The following is a 15,751-nucleotide window of genomic DNA, read 5'->3' on the forward strand; positions in this document are numbered from 1 at the left end:
GTCGAAACGTCAGTGGCCGCGCACCCAGCGCATGTTCGCCAGTCTTGGATCGGCAAAGGCTGTGCGCGAGAATTCGAGCCGCTTGTCGGGGAATTCGCAAATCGCCTGGACGCCGAGCGAGCCGATGCGGATGCGCCAGGTGTGAGGCTCGAGCGGCTTGGCCTTGGCAAAGCCCTTGCACGTCAGGAGCGCGATGTTGGCGCCCTTCGGATCGCGCGCCGAACGATAGCGGATCGCCTGCATCTCGGCCTCGCGCGCGACGTCGGCGATGGCCTGGCAGGCGGCATAGTCGGTCGGATGCGTCCAGACCCTCTCGTCGCGGTCGAGCGGCGGCCGGGTGAGGTCGATCGCCTTCTCGCATTTGATCGCCGCGGCAAAGGCGGTGTATTCGGCCGCGTCGTTCGGCCATTGCGTCTGCGGCGATTCAGCGAAGAACAGCAAGCGGTAGAAGGCCATTTCCGCCACGGCCGTCAGCACGGTTTCGGCGGCGTAGTAGACGCCTTTGGTCTTGCCCGCGCGGCGGAAGCGCGAGCCATACGGATAGATCGAGCCGTAGCGGAAGGGTGTCGCCAGAAGATAATGAAGATGGCGGCATTCGAGCGGGACCCGCGGCTTGGTCTCCTCGATGAGGTCCTCCAGCAGGCCCTGTTCGTCAAGCGTGTCGACGAGCTTGAGCGTCGAGACGCGGTGCTGCGCCTCGACCATCCGCCAATACTTGCCTTCGAGCCTGACGGCCTCAGACGAGAGCGCGTCGGGAGTCCAGGTAGGCGATGACATCGACAAGTCCGGCAATGGTGAGGATCTTTTCGAGCGGCGTGCCGTCGAGCGCCGTGTTCGGGTTCTTCAGCCATGCCCGGGCGACGGTCTCGTCGCCGCCGACGATGGCGTCGAGCGAGCGGAACAGCCGGACGAACAGCACCGCAAGCTCGAACGGCTTGGTGCCGCGCTCGAGCAGGAATTCCTGCTTGCGCATGCGCGAGACCGTCGCTTCCGAGACGCCGATGACCAGCGCCAGCGTCCTCGCGGTGATGTCGAGTAGGTCGGCCGCGCGCAGCGTAGCCTTGGTAATGACGGCATTCTCCATCGCCGTCGCGGCAGCGACTGGACGTGGCATGAGCGCACCCTTTCATTTCTGTGGAAAATATAGTCCACAAAAATTCATTTGGAAAGGGGCTGCCCCGACGGAGGATGCGTTTGCTGAACTCAATCTTTCTTGTAGAGCAGCCAACCTTTGCCGGCACGGCCGGCCATGGTGGAATGCCTTGTCACGCGGTTGCGACCGCTGACCTTGGAGCGGTAGAGCGCACGGTCGGCCTTGGTGTAGAGGTCTTCCGGGTTGTCGGCCTCGGAAGCCATGCAGATGCCCATGGACACGGTCACGGTGCCATAGTTCATGCCGGTCTGGCTGCTGGTGAACGGCGTCTGTTCGATCAGCACGCGGATCCGCTCGGCGATCTCGTAGGTGGTGTCCTCGCTGGCGCCTTCGACGATAAGCGCGAACTCCTCGCCGCCCGTGCGGGCCACGAACATGTCGGCGCGGACGCTGGATCGGAAGATCTCGGCGACGATCTGTATGATCTTGTCGCCTACCGGGTGGCCGTAGCGGTCGTTGATGTCCTTGAAGCGATCGATATCGGCAAGGATCAACGCGTTGAACAGGATGCCGCGGTTGCTGTTGTAGATGCGGGTGATTTCCTTGTCGAAGGCGCGGCGATTCCAGATCTGCGTCAGCGGATCGGTATCGGCGAGCCGCTTGTATTCCTCGAGCTTCGATTTGACGCTCTCGAGTTCGGCGGTCTTTTCGCTGAGCGTGCTGGCGATCTGGCGGTTGTGGTCCAGCGTCGAACTGGTGGCTGCCGACATGGCGCCGGCAATCTTGTGCAGCAGATCCTGCGAGAGCAGGCTTCGATTGCTCAAGCCGCTCGACGTCTCGTCGAGGATGCGGCCGTATTTTTCGATATGCGTGCGCTCGCTCCGCAACAGCGAGGCGATGTCCTCGAGCTCCTTGGCGACCATCTCGCGGGCATGTTCGACAATGGCGGGGCCATGGTGCTGCGGGAAGAAGCTGCGCCCGATGCCGTCGAGATCCTCCTGCGTTGGCCGGTTGCTCAACGAGACGACGGCAAGGCTGAGTTCGTGATTGCTGCCGTTGAGCGCTTCGTAGAAGATCTCGTAGTTGCGCGGCAGGCCGAGCACGCCAAGCTGGCGCATGGTCGCCACAACGGTGCTGGCGATGTCGCTATTCCTGTCGGTCGGGACCGCTGCCGGTTGCATATCCTGTTCATCACCCTTCAGTGCGACCGGAGACCTTGCCACCGCCGGGAGTCGCCCACACGGGGATTTGAATCAGAATTTGCGATGCGATGGCGCGTCCCCAACACGACCATCGCTTGCAGGAATCATAAATGCAGCCGCGCTAAAGTTTCCTTAATAGCCTGCATTTCCTCATCATTGTCGCTACCACAGGGGGCAGTTCGGTGCAGAAACGGCTTTCGAATAGCGCCGCTTCGGTGTCGCATTTGTCCATGCCCGGCAACCATAAAGCTGGAATTCTGTCCGGCGACGATCGAGGCGAACGATATCGAAGGAGGCCGGGATGGACGACAATCATAGTGGATCGTGCCTGTGCGGGGCGGTGCGCTTCAGGACGAGGGGACCGTTGCGCGGGGTGGTCTATTGCCATTGCTCGCAATGCCGCAAGCAAACCGGCCATTTCGTTGCCGCGACCGCCTCGAAAGATGCCGATATCGACATAGAGGGCGCCGAGGCGCTCACCTGGTATGGCGCTTCCGATGTCGCGAAACGCGGCTTCTGCCGCGGCTGCGGCTCGGTGCTGTTTTGGAAGCACAACGAACTGGACACCATCTCGATCATGGCCGGTTCGTTCGACAAACCGACCGGCCTTTCGGCCGAAAGCCACATCTTCGTCGGCGACAAGGGAGATTATTACGCGATCTACGACGGGCTGCCGCAGTTCGAGAAGTCGACGCCGGCGATCAAGGTTGCGGACGGATGATTTTGGGCGGCTTCCCTTGATCCGGCCATTGCGATAATCCCCTGCCTGTGACTCGAAACGAGGCTGGGCATGCAGCGGCTGATCGACGCTTTCATCAATTCGGTGCGGGCTTTCCGCAAGCTGGCTGCCCATGAAAAGGCATTCCAGCAGGAACTCTTGCTGCTGGCGCTTGCCCTGCCGGCTGGCTGGTTCATCTCGGTGTCTTGGCGTGGCTATGCGCTGTTGATCGCCGCAGTGCTGCTGCTGATCATAGTCGAAGTGCTCAACACCGGAATCGAGGCGGCCTGCGATGCGTTCAGCCGCGAATTCAACGTCGACATCCAACTCGCCAAGGATTGTGGTTCGCTGGCCGTGCTGATTTCGATCGTGGTTGCGGCCGCTGTCTGGGCCATCGCTCTTATCGAACGCATCGTCGGAGCGCCGATCTGATCTTGCCGGTACAGGACGAAACCCAGAATCAACGATTTGCCTGGCCGTCCCGTGCGTCCTTGACGCGCTCCTTTCCGGCGAAGTGGTGAGCGACCAGCCAAGCAAGGATCGCCACCCCCAGACCGACCGCCAACGCAATCAGCAGACGCTCGTGACGGGCGAACGCCTGGCCGACCATGCGCTCCGCTCCCAATCCGAAGACGTAGCCGACAGTGCCGAACAGGGCAGCCCAGACCGCCGACGAGATGGCGTTCAGGATGACGAAGCGCGGCACCGACACGGTTGACAGCCCGGCGGCGATGCCGCCGACAAGGCGCATCCCGTAGACGTAGCGGTTGGTCAGCACGAAGATGTTGGGATGGGTGTTGAGCAGGCGGTAGGCGCGGCGGAACCCGGGCCGCCTGCGCAGCCTGACGACATAGGGATGATCGGCAAAGCTGCGGCCGAGGGTGAAGAAGAACGTGTCGCCGGCGAAGGCGCCGAGAAATGCGGCCACGAAAGCCTGCCAGAGCACGAAGACCTGCTGATGCGCGAAGAAGCCGCCAAGGATCGCGGCGCTTTCGCCCTCGGCGACGCAGCCCAGGAATACCGCGACCAGGCCGTATTGTTCGATGAGACGGTGGATAACCTCGGTCATCAGCTTTCGGACCGCGCCGACAGCTTCTCGTCGATCCGCCTGATCTGCTCGGCCATGCGCAGGATCTCGTCGCGCATGCCGATGATTTCGCTGTGGCGCAGCTCGTCGAGCTTTTCATGCAGGGCCATGATCTCGATCTCGGCCTTCAGGTTGACCTCATAATCGTGGGCGGCGTCGATGCGGTCGCGCTCGGTCTGGCGGTTCTGCGACATCATGATCACCGGCGCCTGCAGGGCGGCGACCATGGAGAGCACGAGGTTGAGGAAGATGAAGGGGTAGGGGTCGAAAGCGTCGCGCGAAAGCAGCCAGACATTGCCGAAAGTCCAGAAGATGAGGAAAGCGATGAAGCCGAGGATGAAGGACCATGAGCCGCCGATCCGGGCGATGGTGTCGGCGACGCGGTCGCCAAAGGTCAGGTGAAAGGCGATCGCCTTGTTGGTATCCCTGGTGATGGTGGTGCGTTCGAGCGTGGATTGCAGCACGCGGCTCTCAAGCGGGCTCAAACCATCCGGCCTTCGCTTCAGCCAGCGGTTCGCCATATCCTCGACCGTCTTGTTCATCGTCTTCTCCATCGCCAGGCCTGCATATCTGCTCCCACGCAATTCCGGACGGAAAACCGCAATGCACTTTTCCTGGAATTGCTCATAGAGGTAGAGGCTGCCGGCGTGAACGGGAAGTGATAGATTGATCGGCACAGGCGAGGACGCAGATGCTTGACTTCCAGAAGATTCGAGCCCGGGCGGCAAAGCGCAAGGGCGGTGAGGAAGCGCTGGCGTCGCTGCTCGGGCCGATGCCCGACAATCGGGCAGTGGCGAAGGTCCCCGACGACCGCATCCTCTCCACCATGGCCGAGCGCATCTTTGCCGCCGGCTTCGTCTGGCGCGTGATCGAGCAGAAATGGCCGGGTTTCGAGGAGGCCTTCCTTGGTTTCGAGCCGAAGCGGCTCCTGTTTCAGCCGGACGATTTCTGGCACGAGCTCGCTTCCGACAAGCGGATCGTGCGCAACCCGCAGAAGATCAAATCCGTCCGCGACAATGCCGCCTTCGTCGATCGGGTGTCAAAGGAGCATGGCAGCTTCGGCAAATTCCTCGCCGAATGGCCGGCTAACGACCAGGTCGGGCTGACCGCCTATCTCGCCAAGCACGGCAGCCGACTCGGCGGCAATACCGGCCAGTATTTCCTGCGCTGGCTGGAATGGGACACCTTTGTCGTCTCGACCGACATGGCGGCGGCCTTGCGCGATGCCGGCCTCGACATCGCCGAAAGCCCGACCTCGAAGCGAGATCTCGACAGGATTCAGGCCCAGATCAATCAATGGTCGGCCGAGACCGGGCTGCCGCGCCGGCACATATCGCGCATCCTGGCGATGTCGATCGGCGAGAACCGCTCCGTGGAAGCGCTAAGCGAGTACATGAACGACTAGGCCTGACCGGCGAGATGTCGCGATCGAAATCGATCGATCAGGATACGATCGAAAATCGATCGATCCTAATTGGCACAAGCAATCGGCATTGCCGCGCGTGTTCGGCCACGGTAAATCCGCTGCATGACCCACGCACCCGACATCCTGCGCATCGCTGTCGCCCAGCTCAATCCGACTGTCGGCGACGTCGCCGGCAATCTTGCCAAGGCGCGCGAGGCGAGGGCGGATGCCGCCCGCCAGGGCGCAGACCTCGTGCTCTACACCGAGCTCTTCCTCGCCGGCTACCCGCCGGAAGACCTGGTGCTGAAGCCGGCCTTCCTGAAAGCTTGCGAAAAGGCAGCGCAGGATTTCGCCAAGGACACCGCCGATGGCGGTCCGGGCGTCATCATCGGCACGCCGCTGAAGCGCAAGTCGGGCACGCACAATTCGATCGTCTTCGCCGATAGCGGCAAGATCATTGCCGAACGCTACAAGCTCGATCTGCCGAACTATGGCGAGTTCGACGAGAAGCGTGTCTTCCAGGCCGGGCCGGAACTGCAGGGGCCGGTCAATTTCCGCGGCGTGCGCATCGGCGTTCCGATCTGCGAGGACATCTGGGGCGATATCGCCGTCTGCGAGACGCTGGCCGAAAGCGGCGCCGAGATCCTCCTGGTGCCGAACGGCTCACCTTACTACCGCGCCAAGATCGACGTCCGCCACCAGGTCGTCATCCGCCAGGTCATCGAAACCGGCCTGCCGATGATCTATGCCAACCAACTCGGCGGCCAGGACGAGCTGATCTTCGATGGCGCCTCGTTTGCCATCGGCGCCGACAAGACGCTCGCCTTCCAGATGAGCCAGTTCGAGGAAGCGGTCGCCGTCACCACATGGAAAAGAAGCCGCGTCGCCGCAGGCGCGCAAAATGCAAACAATTCCGACCATTGGGTCTGCTCGGAAGGCCCGATGTCGAAGATTCCCGAGCGGGAAGAGGCCGACTACCGGGCGTGCATGCTCGGCCTGCGCGACTACGTCAACAAGAACGGCTTCAAGAATGTGGTGCTCGGCCTCTCCGGCGGCATCGACTCCGCGATCTGCGCCGCGCTGGCCGTCGACGCGCTCGGCGAGGAGCGGCTGCGCACCGTCATGATGCCCTACCGCTACACATCCAAGGACTCGCTGAAAGACGCCGAGGACTGCGCCCGTGCCCTCGGCTGCCGCTACGACATCGTGCCGATCTTCGAGCCTGTCGAAGGTTTTCGGCACGCGTTGACCCAGCTCTTCGAAGGCACGCAGGAGGGCATTACCGAGGAGAACCTGCAGAGCCGCGCGCGCGGCACGATCCTGATGGCGATCTCGAACAAATTCGGCTCGATGGTCGTCACCACCGGCAACAAGAGCGAGATGTCGGTCGGCTACGCCACGCTCTATGGCGACATGAATGGCGGCTTCAACCCGATCAAGGACCTCTACAAGATGCAGGTCTATGCGCTGTCGCGCTGGCGTAACAGTCATGTGCCGCCGGGCGCGCTCGGCCCATCGGGCGAGGTGATTCCGAAGAACATCATCGACAAGGCGCCGTCGGCCGAGTTGCGCGAGAACCAGACCGACCAGGATTCGCTGCCGCCCTATCCGGTGCTGGACGACATCCTCGAATGCCTGGTCGAGAATGAGATGGGCGTCGACGATATTGTCGCGCGCGGCCATGACCGTGCCACGGTGGCGCGCGTCGAGCATCTGCTCTACATCGCCGAATACAAGCGCCGGCAGGCAGCGCCGGGGGTGAAGATCACAAGGAAGAATTTCGGCCGCGACCGCCGCTACCCGATCACCAACCGGTTCCGGGATCGCGGCTAGCATATCTCCCAGTATGTCGACACAGCCCATGCCTGACGTTGAAATCAGCTTCGACCCGTCGCGGATCGACTTCCGGGCGACCTCGGACCAGTTGATGGCGAGCTATTGGGGCGGCGCGCGCAACGACGAGATGCATCATCGAGCCTTCGCCCACTCGCTTTGCGTGGGCGCCTATGTCGACGGCAAGCAAGTCGGCTTCGCCCGAGCGATCACCGATTACACGGTCTTCGCCTATCTTGCCGACATCATCATCTGGCCGGAGCATCGCGGGCGTGGCATTGGCAAGCGGCTCGTGCAGGCCCTCCTCGACCACCCCGAGGTGAAGACCGTGTCCCATTGGAGCCTCACGACCAGCGACGCCCACAGCCTCTACCGGAAGTTCGGGTTCGAGACCGACGGGCGCTATATGCGACTGGAGCGCAACCCTGCCGCCTGACGGCTCGGATCGGGCACAACCGGCCGTTGTTGCAAATTCATCGCAGTGCTTGGGCCAAATGTCGTTTTGGCGACAGCCTGCCTTGGCGAGGTGGTGAGCCGACTCTATAAGAGCCTCTCCGCGATTCCCTTTCGGGAGGACCGTATGGCAGGATTTGACATCGTTATGCGAGGCCGCGAGGCCTAGGTCAGCGCCGCTCCGAAGGGCTTTCGGAGCAAGGCAGGACCTGGGAGAGGCTTTTGCCGTTGCCGGTCGCCGCCCCAGGGCGAGCGGCCAGCCATATTGAACCCTCCGCATTGCAGGCGCCCAGGCGCCGCCGCGGGTTTTCCAATTCGACTTTACCGGGACCGGGCACGTTTGCGCCCGGATAATATCATGGCTCGTTTCAAGATTGATCTGCGCGCCAGCGCCTTTCGCAGCGTGCTTGGCTTCACGTTCGGCCACTGGCGCCGCCAGCCGTGGCGGCTGTCGCTCATCATGGGCGCGTTCCTGCTCTCGACGCTCGCCGACGTGCTGACGCCGCTCTATTCCGGGCGGCTGGTCGATGCAGTCGCCAGCAGCGCCGGCGCCGATGAGGTTGCGTGGCACGCCGCAATGACGGCGTTCTCGATCCTGATGGCGCTGGCGCTTGCCGGCGTTGTGCTGCGCAACGCCGCCTTCATGGGCATTGTCGAACTCACGCTGAAGATGATGTCGGACATTGCCGCCGACGCCTTCCACCGCGTGCAGCGCTTCTCGACCGATTGGCACGCCAACAGCTTCGCCGGATCGACTGTGCGCAAGATCACGCGCGGCATGTGGGCGCTCGACCTGCTCAACGACACGATCCTGATCGCGCTGTTGCCGTCGCTCGTCATGCTCGTCGGCTCGACGCTGCTGCTCGGCTGGTTCTGGCCGATGATGGGATTGGTGGTCGCGATCGGCTCGGTGCTGTTCATTGCCGTCACCACGATGCTGTCGCTCGGCTATGTCGCGCCCGCGGCACGCCTTGCCAACAGTTGGGACACGCGCGTCGGCGGTTCGCTGGCCGATGCGGTGAGCTGCAACGCGGTGGTCAAGGGCTTCGGCGCCGAGACCCGCGAGGAGACGCGCCTTGCCAGGGTCGTGGCCAAATGGCGGCTGCGCACGGGCCGCACCTGGGTTCGCGGCACGCTCAACGGCACCACGCAAGGTACGATGCTGCTTCTGATGCGGGCCGCGGTGATCGGCCTTGCGCTGATGCTCTGGGCATGGGGGCAGGCGAGCGCTGGCGATGTCGCCTTCGTGCTGACGTCGTTCTTCGTCCTGCAAGGCTATCTGCGCGACATCGGCACGCATATCCGCAACCTGCAGCGCTCGATCAACGACATGGAGGAACTGGTCGACTTCCGGTCGGAGCCGCTCGGCATCGAGGACCGGCCCGGTGCGCCGCCGATCCGGATCACCGACGGCCGCATCGCGTTCGACAAGGTGACGTTCCATTACGGCAACCATCGGCTGCCGCTCTATCGCGACTTTTCGGTCGAAGTCGCGGCGGGAGAACGCATCGGACTGGTCGGGCATTCGGGATCGGGCAAGACGACCTTCGTCAAGCTGATCCAGCGCCTCTATGACGTGAACGCGGGCAGGATCCGGATCGACGGCCAGGATATCTCGCAGGTGGCGCAGGCATCGCTGCGCAGCCAGATCGCCATCGTGCAGCAGGAGCCGATCCTGTTCCACCGCTCGCTGGCCGAGAACATCGCCTACGCAAGGCCGGGCGCCACGCAGGCCGAGATCGAGCATGCGGCGAAGCTCGCGAGCGCGCACGATTTCATCGCCAATCTGCCCAAGGGCTACGGAACCCTGGTCGGCGAAAGGGGCGTGAAGCTGTCGGGCGGCGAGCGCCAGCGTGTGGCGATCGCGCGCGCCTTCCTGGCCGATGCGCGCATCCTGATCCTCGACGAAGCGACATCGAGCCTCGATTCCGAATCGGAGGTGCTCATCCAGAAGGCGATGGAGCGGCTGATGGTCGGGCGCACGACATTGGTCATCGCGCACCGGCTTTCGACCGTGCGTGCGCTCGACCGGCTGCTGGTTTTCGACCGCGGCCGCATCGTCGAGGAAGGCTCGCATGACGAGCTGATCCGACTCAATGGCGGCATCTACCGGCGGCTGTTCGAGCGCCAGGCGCTCGAACTGACCAAAGGGCTCGTCGCGTGAAACGGAAGGCATCCGGCTTCGGCCGGATGCCTTCCTGCCTTGCGGACAGTCAGCCGTAGTGCAGCTTGGGCTTGGGCTCAATACCGGTGAACTTGACACCGACGCGGTCGTTGCGCCGCCAGCGCACTTCCGCCCGATAGGCCACGCCATCGACCGGAACGTAGAGCAGGAAATGATCGGGAACGCGCGATTCCGGTGCCACTTTCAGTTCGGCGCCGCCGGGATTCTGATTGCGCACCGTACAACTGACTTCGGAATTCTGGATGCCGGTGATGATCGTCCCGCCCTTGAGCACGCGCTGGCGATGCTCGCGCCGGTGTTCGCCGGAGGTTTCTTCGAGTGGTTGCGCGGGGTTCATCATCGATCGACGCCGTTAGCCGAATCGGCACTTGCAGCGGCAAACAAAGCACCGATGCCCGCGCGCCGCAATGCGGGGCATGCTCGTCGCACTGCATATGTGGTTATGTGATCGATGATTAGGCGAATCTATGCGGATCGGCGCAGAAATAGGTGATGATCTGGCAAAGATCGGGCTCATTGACCATGCTGACGGCCTCGGCGGAGCCGACCCATTTGCGGGTTCGTGCGCGCTTTTCCTTCCAGCGGTCGGCAACGCGGTCGACCTTGAGCGGGAACACCAGGACCTCGCAAGGCGCTTCCTCGCCTGAAGCCAGAACCTTGGCGTAAAAGTAACGGCCGGCTTCGAGATGCGAGATGGTGCCGCGCAATCCGGCCTCTTCGCCCGCTTCCCGAGCGGCGGCCTCGCAAAGCGGCTCCCTGGCCTCTGGCCAGCCTTTGGGCAGAACCCAGCGTCCGGTGTCGCGGCTGGTGATCAGCATGATCTCGACGCCGTTTTCACCCTTGCGCCAGGGCAAGGCGGCAACCTGCAGGCGGCACGGCGCGATGCCGAAGAGTCGCCTGACTCTTTCGGCCATCTGGTTGTGCGTCGTCGGCCTCGTCAACATTGGAGAAGCTGCCCCCAGCCTCCGGAATCGTTTGCCATTTTACGAATCTTACGGCGAATTATGAGCTTTAAAAGTAAAAAACTTCACTCGTTCGGGAAAATCCCACCAGAAAAAGTCAATGTCCCAAAAGCAATTGTGTTCATCCGGTAGGATTTGAGGGGCACAAACGTGCCCTCAAAGTCGGATTCTTTGAAAATTTCTCGGTGCTCAGCCGGCGTGATCGTCGGCGATCGGCTTCTGGTAGGTGAAGCCCATGTCCCATGGAAAGTAGATCCAGGTATCCTGGCTGACCTCGGTGACGAATGTATCGACCAGAGGCCGGCCCTTCGGCTTGGCATAGACCGTCGCGAAATGCGCCTTCGGCATCATGGCGCGCACGATGCCCGCCGTCTTGCCGGTATCGGTGAGGTCGTCGATGATCAACACGCCGGCGCCGTCGTCGGCAAGCAGCGGAGGCGAGATCTCCTTTAGGACCTGCAACTGACCCTGGCTCGTGTAGTCATGGTAGGAGGCCACGCAGACGGTCTCGATGACCCGGATACCGAGCTCGCGCGCGATGATGGCCGCAGGCACCAGGCCGCCTCGGGTTATGCAGACGATCGCCTTCCACTGTCCCTTGTTGGCGCCGGAAAGCCGCCAGGAGAGCGCGCGGGCGTCACGGTGGAACTGGTCCCAGGAGACCGGAAAGGCTTTTTCAGGAAGGGACATGGTTCGCGCACTCCGCAAGCGCGCCGCGGCGCGCAAATACTATGGAATGCAGGCGGAATTAGCCGGAAAGCGCCAGGCTTGGCAAGGTGGGAGTTCGCGGTGGCTGTGGACTTACAGCGCGTCGCGCCGAAACGCGTTCAGCGTGTCTTTGTCCCGAAACCGGTTCCCACTTTCGGCAGACATGCTTATCTCGACAGGAAGGCTGCAACGTTTGCCGTGTGCAGCACGGTGCGGGTGACGCCGCCGAACAGAAGCTGGCGCAGCCAGGAGTGGCTGTAGGCGCCCAGCACCAGCAGGTCGGCGCCGGATTCGGCAATCCTTTCCTGGATGATATCGTCGACCGAGGCGCCGCTCGATTTCTGCACGCAAACGCTGACATTGGCGCCATGGCGCGATAACGCGGCCGCTATCTCGGCGCCCGCTGCCTCGGGAGCCTCATCCAGTGTCTCCGGCGGGTCGATGACGAGAATGTCGGTCTTGTCGGCTTCAATGATGAAGGGCAGGGCATCGAATGCGGCGCGAGCCGCCTCCTTGCTGCCGTTCCAGGCGAGCAGCACACGCCTGAAGGTGGTGACCAGCGGCCCGGCATGCGGCACGACAAGCACCGGCCGGCCCGCGTCATAGACCAGTGTGTCGACATCGGCGCCCGGATCGCCTCCCGTATCGCGCTGCGCGGCGATGATCAGATCCGCCGCCCGCACGCTCGATATGCCGGTCAGCGCGCTGTCGCCGGAGAAGCTTTCCAGGCTGCGCCACTCGAAGGAGAGACCGGAATCCTCAACGCGCCCGAGGAACACCGCCTGCAGCCTGTCGGCGCGCTCCTTGTTCATCTCGGCCGAAACCTGCAGAAATTCGGTATCGGGAAAACCGGTGGCCGACGTATAGGGCACCGGAAGCGCTTCCGCGTGGATGCCGACGAGGTGGCTTTCGAACCGCTCGGCGAGCGGAATGGCGCAGTCGAGCACGCGCTCCGCGTCCTGCTCGTTCTGCAGAATGGCGACGATCGTCTTGAAGCGCATGACATCCCCCAAAAAAAGAGTCGGCGCGAGATGTGCGTCCGGCCCTCAAATGCCGGCGCAAACGCGCCGGAAAACAAACGCCGTAACGGCGTCCTTGGTTCCGGTCCGACGATGGTGTCAGCTTGCAGCCGACAAGCCCGCCACCATGGCCTCGACGTCCCTGCGCGCGGCCTCGAGCGCCTCTTCGCTGCGGGCGCGCACCACGAGCTCTGTCCAGAACTTGCCGTCGCCGTATTTCGGGTAGGAGCCGATGATGGTGTCGGGGTGCGCCTTCTGGATGTCGGCCAGCGGCCCGCCGATCAGGCCTTCGCCGAACGGGCAGTGCACCGTGGCCGACAGCATCTTGGTGCCTGTCTTCAGCGTCGTCACGACATTGTCGAGCATCGCCTGGAAGATCGACGGCACGCCGGCCATCACGTGAACGTTGCCGATGCGGAAGCCGGGAGCGATCGAGACCGGATTATCGATGTGGTCGGCGCCGCGCGGCATGCGCGCCATGCGCTTGCGCGCCTCGGTGAATTCGATGCCGCGCTGAGCATAGCTTGCTTCGAGCATGGCATAGGCCTTGGCATCGTACTCGCAAGGCACGCCGAAAGCCTTGGCGACGGAGTCGGCGGTGATGTCGTCATGCGTGGGTCCGATGCCTCCGGTGGTGAAGACGTAGATGTAGCGGGCGCGGAGCGCGTTTACGGCGGAGACAATCTCGTCCTCCTCGTCGGGGACGATGCGTACTTCCTTCAGGTCGATGCCGATCGCCGTCATGATGTCGGCGAGATGGCCGATGTTCTTGTCCTTGGTGCGGCCGGAGAGGATTTCGTCGCCGATGACAAGCATGGCGGCGGTGACGATTTCAGGCATGGCTCACTCCGGCAATAAGTTCGCCTGAGATAACGCGGCCGGCGGCCGGCCGCAATGCGCAGGCAAGGTGGTGCTCTTGTGGCAGAGCCGGTTGCGGGTAAGGTGAGCCGGTCCGGCTCGGGTGGAAGATGCTGATATCTATTTTGTCGTGGCTGATCGGCGGCGTGCTCGTTGCGGCGGCTGTCGTCGTGCTCGGCCTGATGCTTGCAACATGGCGGATCGCGGCCCGGGCCGAAAGGCTGGTGCCGGCTTGCGGAAAGTTCGTCGAGTTCGACGGCAACCGCATCCACTATGTCGAAGCAGGTGAGGGCAGGCCGATCGTCTTCCTGCACGGCCTCGGCGCGCAGCTTCACCATTTCCGCCATACGCTGTTCGGACATTTCGGTGCCGGCTACCGGCTGATCGCGCTCGACCGGCCGGGTTCGGGATATTCGGTTCGGGCCGATGGGGCGTCTGGTCGTCTGCCTGAGCAAGCCGAAATGGTGCGGCGCTTCATCGGAGAACTTGGGCTGGAACGGCCCCTGATCGTCGGCCACTCGCTTGGCGGCGCCGTCGCGCTTGCACTTGCTGTCGGGCATCCGGCGGCGATTTCCGGCATCGCGCTGCTTGCACCGCTCACGCATCTGGAAGAACGGGTGCGCCAGAAATTCGACCTGCTCTATATTCCCTCACGCCTGTGGCGTCGGGTGATAGCCTATACTGTGGCGATACCAGCCAGTCTGAAATACGCCGAACCGACGATGAAATTCATCTTCGCGCCGCAAACCGTTCCCGAGGACTATATGATCGCTGGAGGTGGATGGCTTGGGCTGCGGCCTACTCATTTCCACGCGACTTCGACCGATGTGGTGGCTGTGGAAGAGGATCTCGGCCGCCTGGAGCAGCACTATGGCGAGATCGCCGTGCCGGCCGGCATTCTGTTCGGCACGGAGGATCGCGTCATCGGCATTGCCACTCATGGCGAGCCGATGCTGGACAAGATCAACGGGCTCGATTTCGAACGGATCGAGGGGCTTGGCCACATGCCCGTCGTAGCCGGAACGCGTTGTCGCCTTCATCCAGCGTATCGCCGCACGTGCGTTTGCCGGCGTGACCTGAATTTCGACGGCAATTGCGCCGAGCCGAATGATCCGGCTGCTCACGGCCTCGTCACACAAACGTGTCGCGCATCCCGCTCCACGCCGATTTTCTCTTGGAACTTTTGCATCCAACCCAGGGTTTCATTGGCGTCGCCGTCACACCTCGGCGACCAACCAAATGGAGTATCCAATGCTTACGAAAATTCTTGCAGCCTCCGCGCTCATGCTGGGTATGGCAACCTCGGCTATGGCGCAGTCCTCGGACATGTGGTCGTGGTGGCACCATGATCGTCCGGTTTCGAACGAACGGACGGTACCGGTCGATCCTTACGCCACCGGCAGTATCTCTTCGAGCAGCGAAGCCACCGGCCTAAACAGCCTCGGCAATCCAGGTCCCATCGGCCCATGCGCCTCGAATACGCCCGGACCCGACGCCAATGCCGGGCAGAACGTCAACGATCAGTACTGCGGCAAATAATAACTGACGCGTCCGCCAGCGGCCGGCATGAAGGCAAGGGCATGGTCGGTCGCGGCGCGGGCGTAAAAGCTAGTCGGAGACTTCGGTTTGCGGCCGGTCGCGACCGTCGGCCAGCTCGTCATGCCAGACACCCTCGGAATCCTCATACTGGATACCGTCCGTATTGCCGGCGACCTGTTGTTCGGCCGAAGCAATTTCGGCGGCGCGCAGCGCGTCCTGGTGGGTGGGAAATGTTTCTGAATAAGTCGAGCCGACCTTGTAGGCCCAACCGCCGTCATGCTCGATGATCTTGTAAGTCAGTTTCGCCATGGAATCCTCCGGTCGAGAAACCCTTGCTCGCTCAATGCAGCTTTTCGTCAGGCAACCTGTCTTCGGGGACCAGCACTTCCGATTCCTCGGCCGCCTCGATCAATGCGCGGCGTGCGTCCGCCGTCGAACGATAACCCTCCAGCGCCTTGAGGCAAGTGTCGAGCGCATCACGATGCCGCTGGCCCCGATTGAGAGGCCAAACCGTCATCAGGCACTCTGCGGCTTCGCGCGTGCTGCTTATTTGGCGATATTTGCCGACATGGCCGAGTTCGACCACCACCGGCTTTTCAAATGGCTTGTTGTCTGTCATGGCCGCCAACGCAAAGCGGCCAATTTGGTTGCAATCGTGACGGAACCCCTGCGCCCAATGGTCTCAGGTC

At 62.8% G+C, this 15,751-nt stretch carries 19 protein-coding genes; 7 read left to right on the top strand and 12 right to left on the bottom strand.

What is annotated here, in order from left to right; translation table 11 throughout:
* Positions 1 to 9: 9 nt before the first annotated feature.
* The 3 genes from EJ070_RS23665 to EJ070_RS23675 all read right to left on the bottom strand — a co-directional run bounded on the left by EJ070_RS23665 (position 10) and on the right by EJ070_RS23675 (position 2,274).
* Positions 10 to 777: an RES family NAD+ phosphorylase gene (locus EJ070_RS23665; protein ID WP_126093508.1), complete on the bottom strand. Its 768-nt coding sequence runs from the start codon at positions 775 to 777 to the stop codon at positions 10 to 12.
* The gene (locus EJ070_RS23670) at positions 737 to 1,114 is read right to left on the bottom strand and encodes an antitoxin Xre/MbcA/ParS toxin-binding domain-containing protein (protein WP_126093509.1); all 378 of its coding nucleotides are present in this window, start codon (positions 1,112 to 1,114) and stop codon (positions 737 to 739) included. The genes EJ070_RS23665 and EJ070_RS23670 overlap by 41 nt, the downstream gene beginning before the upstream one ends.
* Before the next feature lie 89 nt (positions 1,115 to 1,203).
* Positions 1,204 to 2,274, bottom strand: coding sequence for a GGDEF domain-containing protein (locus tag EJ070_RS23675; RefSeq protein WP_126093510.1), 1,071 nt, complete (start codon positions 2,272 to 2,274; stop codon positions 1,204 to 1,206).
* A gap of 322 nt (positions 2,275 to 2,596) precedes the next feature.
* On the opposite strand from EJ070_RS23675, the gene EJ070_RS23680 reads away from it, so the two are divergent.
* Positions 2,597 to 3,016 carry a GFA family protein gene (locus tag EJ070_RS23680; protein ID WP_126093511.1) on the top strand — a complete coding sequence of 140 codons (420 nt, stop codon included), beginning with the start codon at positions 2,597 to 2,599 and terminating at the stop codon, positions 3,014 to 3,016.
* A 69-nt stretch (positions 3,017 to 3,085) separates the two neighbouring features.
* Positions 3,086 to 3,445, top strand: coding sequence for a diacylglycerol kinase (locus tag EJ070_RS23685; protein ID WP_126093512.1), 360 nt, complete (start codon positions 3,086 to 3,088; stop codon positions 3,443 to 3,445).
* Positions 3,446 to 3,473: 28 nt separating this feature from the next.
* Here EJ070_RS23685 and EJ070_RS23690 read toward each other — a convergent pair whose 3' ends face one another.
* A complete protein-coding gene (locus EJ070_RS23690) occupies positions 3,474 to 4,082 on the bottom strand; it encodes a DedA family protein (protein ID WP_126093513.1) in 609 nt (202 codons plus the stop codon).
* A complete protein-coding gene (locus EJ070_RS23695) occupies positions 4,082 to 4,642 on the bottom strand; it encodes a DUF1003 domain-containing protein (protein ID WP_126093514.1) in 561 nt (186 codons plus the stop codon). The genes EJ070_RS23690 and EJ070_RS23695 overlap by 1 nt, the downstream gene beginning before the upstream one ends.
* A gap of 149 nt (positions 4,643 to 4,791) precedes the next feature.
* Here EJ070_RS23695 and EJ070_RS23700 point away from each other — a divergent pair, with 149 nt between their 5' ends.
* The 4 genes from EJ070_RS23700 (at position 4,792) to EJ070_RS23715 (ending at position 9,955) form a co-directional block, all read left to right on the top strand.
* Complete coding sequence (locus EJ070_RS23700; protein ID WP_126093515.1) at positions 4,792 to 5,505, top strand: DNA-3-methyladenine glycosylase I; 714 nt, start codon at positions 4,792 to 4,794, stop codon at positions 5,503 to 5,505.
* Between the two features lie 123 nt (positions 5,506 to 5,628).
* Positions 5,629 to 7,338 (top strand): NAD+ synthase, encoded by a 1,710-nt coding sequence (locus EJ070_RS23705; protein ID WP_126093516.1) that lies wholly within the window; start codon positions 5,629 to 5,631, stop codon positions 7,336 to 7,338.
* A 28-nt stretch (positions 7,339 to 7,366) separates the two neighbouring features.
* Positions 7,367 to 7,774 (top strand): GNAT family N-acetyltransferase, encoded by a 408-nt coding sequence (locus tag EJ070_RS23710; RefSeq protein WP_126093517.1) that lies wholly within the window; start codon positions 7,367 to 7,369, stop codon positions 7,772 to 7,774.
* Positions 7,775 to 8,149: 375 nt separating this feature from the next.
* Positions 8,150 to 9,955 carry an ABC transporter ATP-binding protein gene (locus EJ070_RS23715; RefSeq protein WP_126093518.1) on the top strand — a complete coding sequence of 602 codons (1,806 nt, stop codon included), beginning with the start codon at positions 8,150 to 8,152 and terminating at the stop codon, positions 9,953 to 9,955.
* 49 nt (positions 9,956 to 10,004) lie between these two features.
* On the opposite strand, the gene EJ070_RS23720 is transcribed toward EJ070_RS23715, so the two are convergent.
* The 5 genes from EJ070_RS23720 to EJ070_RS23740 all read right to left on the bottom strand — a co-directional run bounded on the left by EJ070_RS23720 (position 10,005) and on the right by EJ070_RS23740 (position 13,505).
* On the bottom strand, positions 10,005 to 10,316 hold the full coding sequence (locus tag EJ070_RS23720) for a PilZ domain-containing protein (protein ID WP_126093519.1): 312 nt from the start codon (positions 10,314 to 10,316) through the stop codon (positions 10,005 to 10,007).
* A 115-nt stretch (positions 10,317 to 10,431) separates the two neighbouring features.
* Positions 10,432 to 10,920 carry an NUDIX hydrolase gene (locus tag EJ070_RS23725; protein WP_126093520.1) on the bottom strand — a complete coding sequence of 163 codons (489 nt, stop codon included), beginning with the start codon at positions 10,918 to 10,920 and terminating at the stop codon, positions 10,432 to 10,434.
* Positions 10,921 to 11,127: 207 nt separating this feature from the next.
* Positions 11,128 to 11,628 carry a xanthine phosphoribosyltransferase gene (gene gpt / locus EJ070_RS23730; protein WP_095765134.1) on the bottom strand — a complete coding sequence of 167 codons (501 nt, stop codon included), beginning with the start codon at positions 11,626 to 11,628 and terminating at the stop codon, positions 11,128 to 11,130.
* Positions 11,629 to 11,813: 185 nt separating this feature from the next.
* Positions 11,814 to 12,647, bottom strand: a complete 834-nt coding sequence (locus EJ070_RS23735) for a universal stress protein (RefSeq protein WP_126093521.1) — start codon at positions 12,645 to 12,647, stop codon at positions 11,814 to 11,816.
* 117 nt (positions 12,648 to 12,764) lie between these two features.
* On the bottom strand, positions 12,765 to 13,505 hold the full coding sequence (locus tag EJ070_RS23740; protein ID WP_126093522.1) for a competence/damage-inducible protein A: 741 nt from the start codon (positions 13,503 to 13,505) through the stop codon (positions 12,765 to 12,767).
* A gap of 128 nt (positions 13,506 to 13,633) precedes the next feature.
* Here EJ070_RS23740 and EJ070_RS23745 point away from each other — a divergent pair, with 128 nt between their 5' ends.
* A complete protein-coding gene (locus tag EJ070_RS23745; protein WP_245464655.1) occupies positions 13,634 to 14,872 on the top strand; it encodes an alpha/beta hydrolase in 1,239 nt (412 codons plus the stop codon).
* A gap of 259 nt (positions 14,873 to 15,131) precedes the next feature.
* Here the strand turns inward: EJ070_RS23745 and EJ070_RS23755 are convergent, their stop codons facing one another.
* Entirely contained in the window at positions 15,132 to 15,371 is a 240-nt protein-coding gene (locus EJ070_RS23755; protein WP_126093524.1) for a DUF2188 domain-containing protein, read from the bottom strand.
* A 31-nt stretch (positions 15,372 to 15,402) separates the two neighbouring features.
* Entirely contained in the window at positions 15,403 to 15,681 is a 279-nt protein-coding gene (locus tag EJ070_RS23760; RefSeq protein WP_126093525.1) for a DUF982 domain-containing protein, read from the bottom strand.
* Positions 15,682 to 15,751 lie beyond the last annotated feature (70 nt).

The organism is Mesorhizobium sp. M1E.F.Ca.ET.045.02.1.1, from assembly GCF_003952485.1.
In the GTDB taxonomy this organism is placed as follows: domain Bacteria; phylum Pseudomonadota; class Alphaproteobacteria; order Rhizobiales; family Rhizobiaceae; genus Mesorhizobium.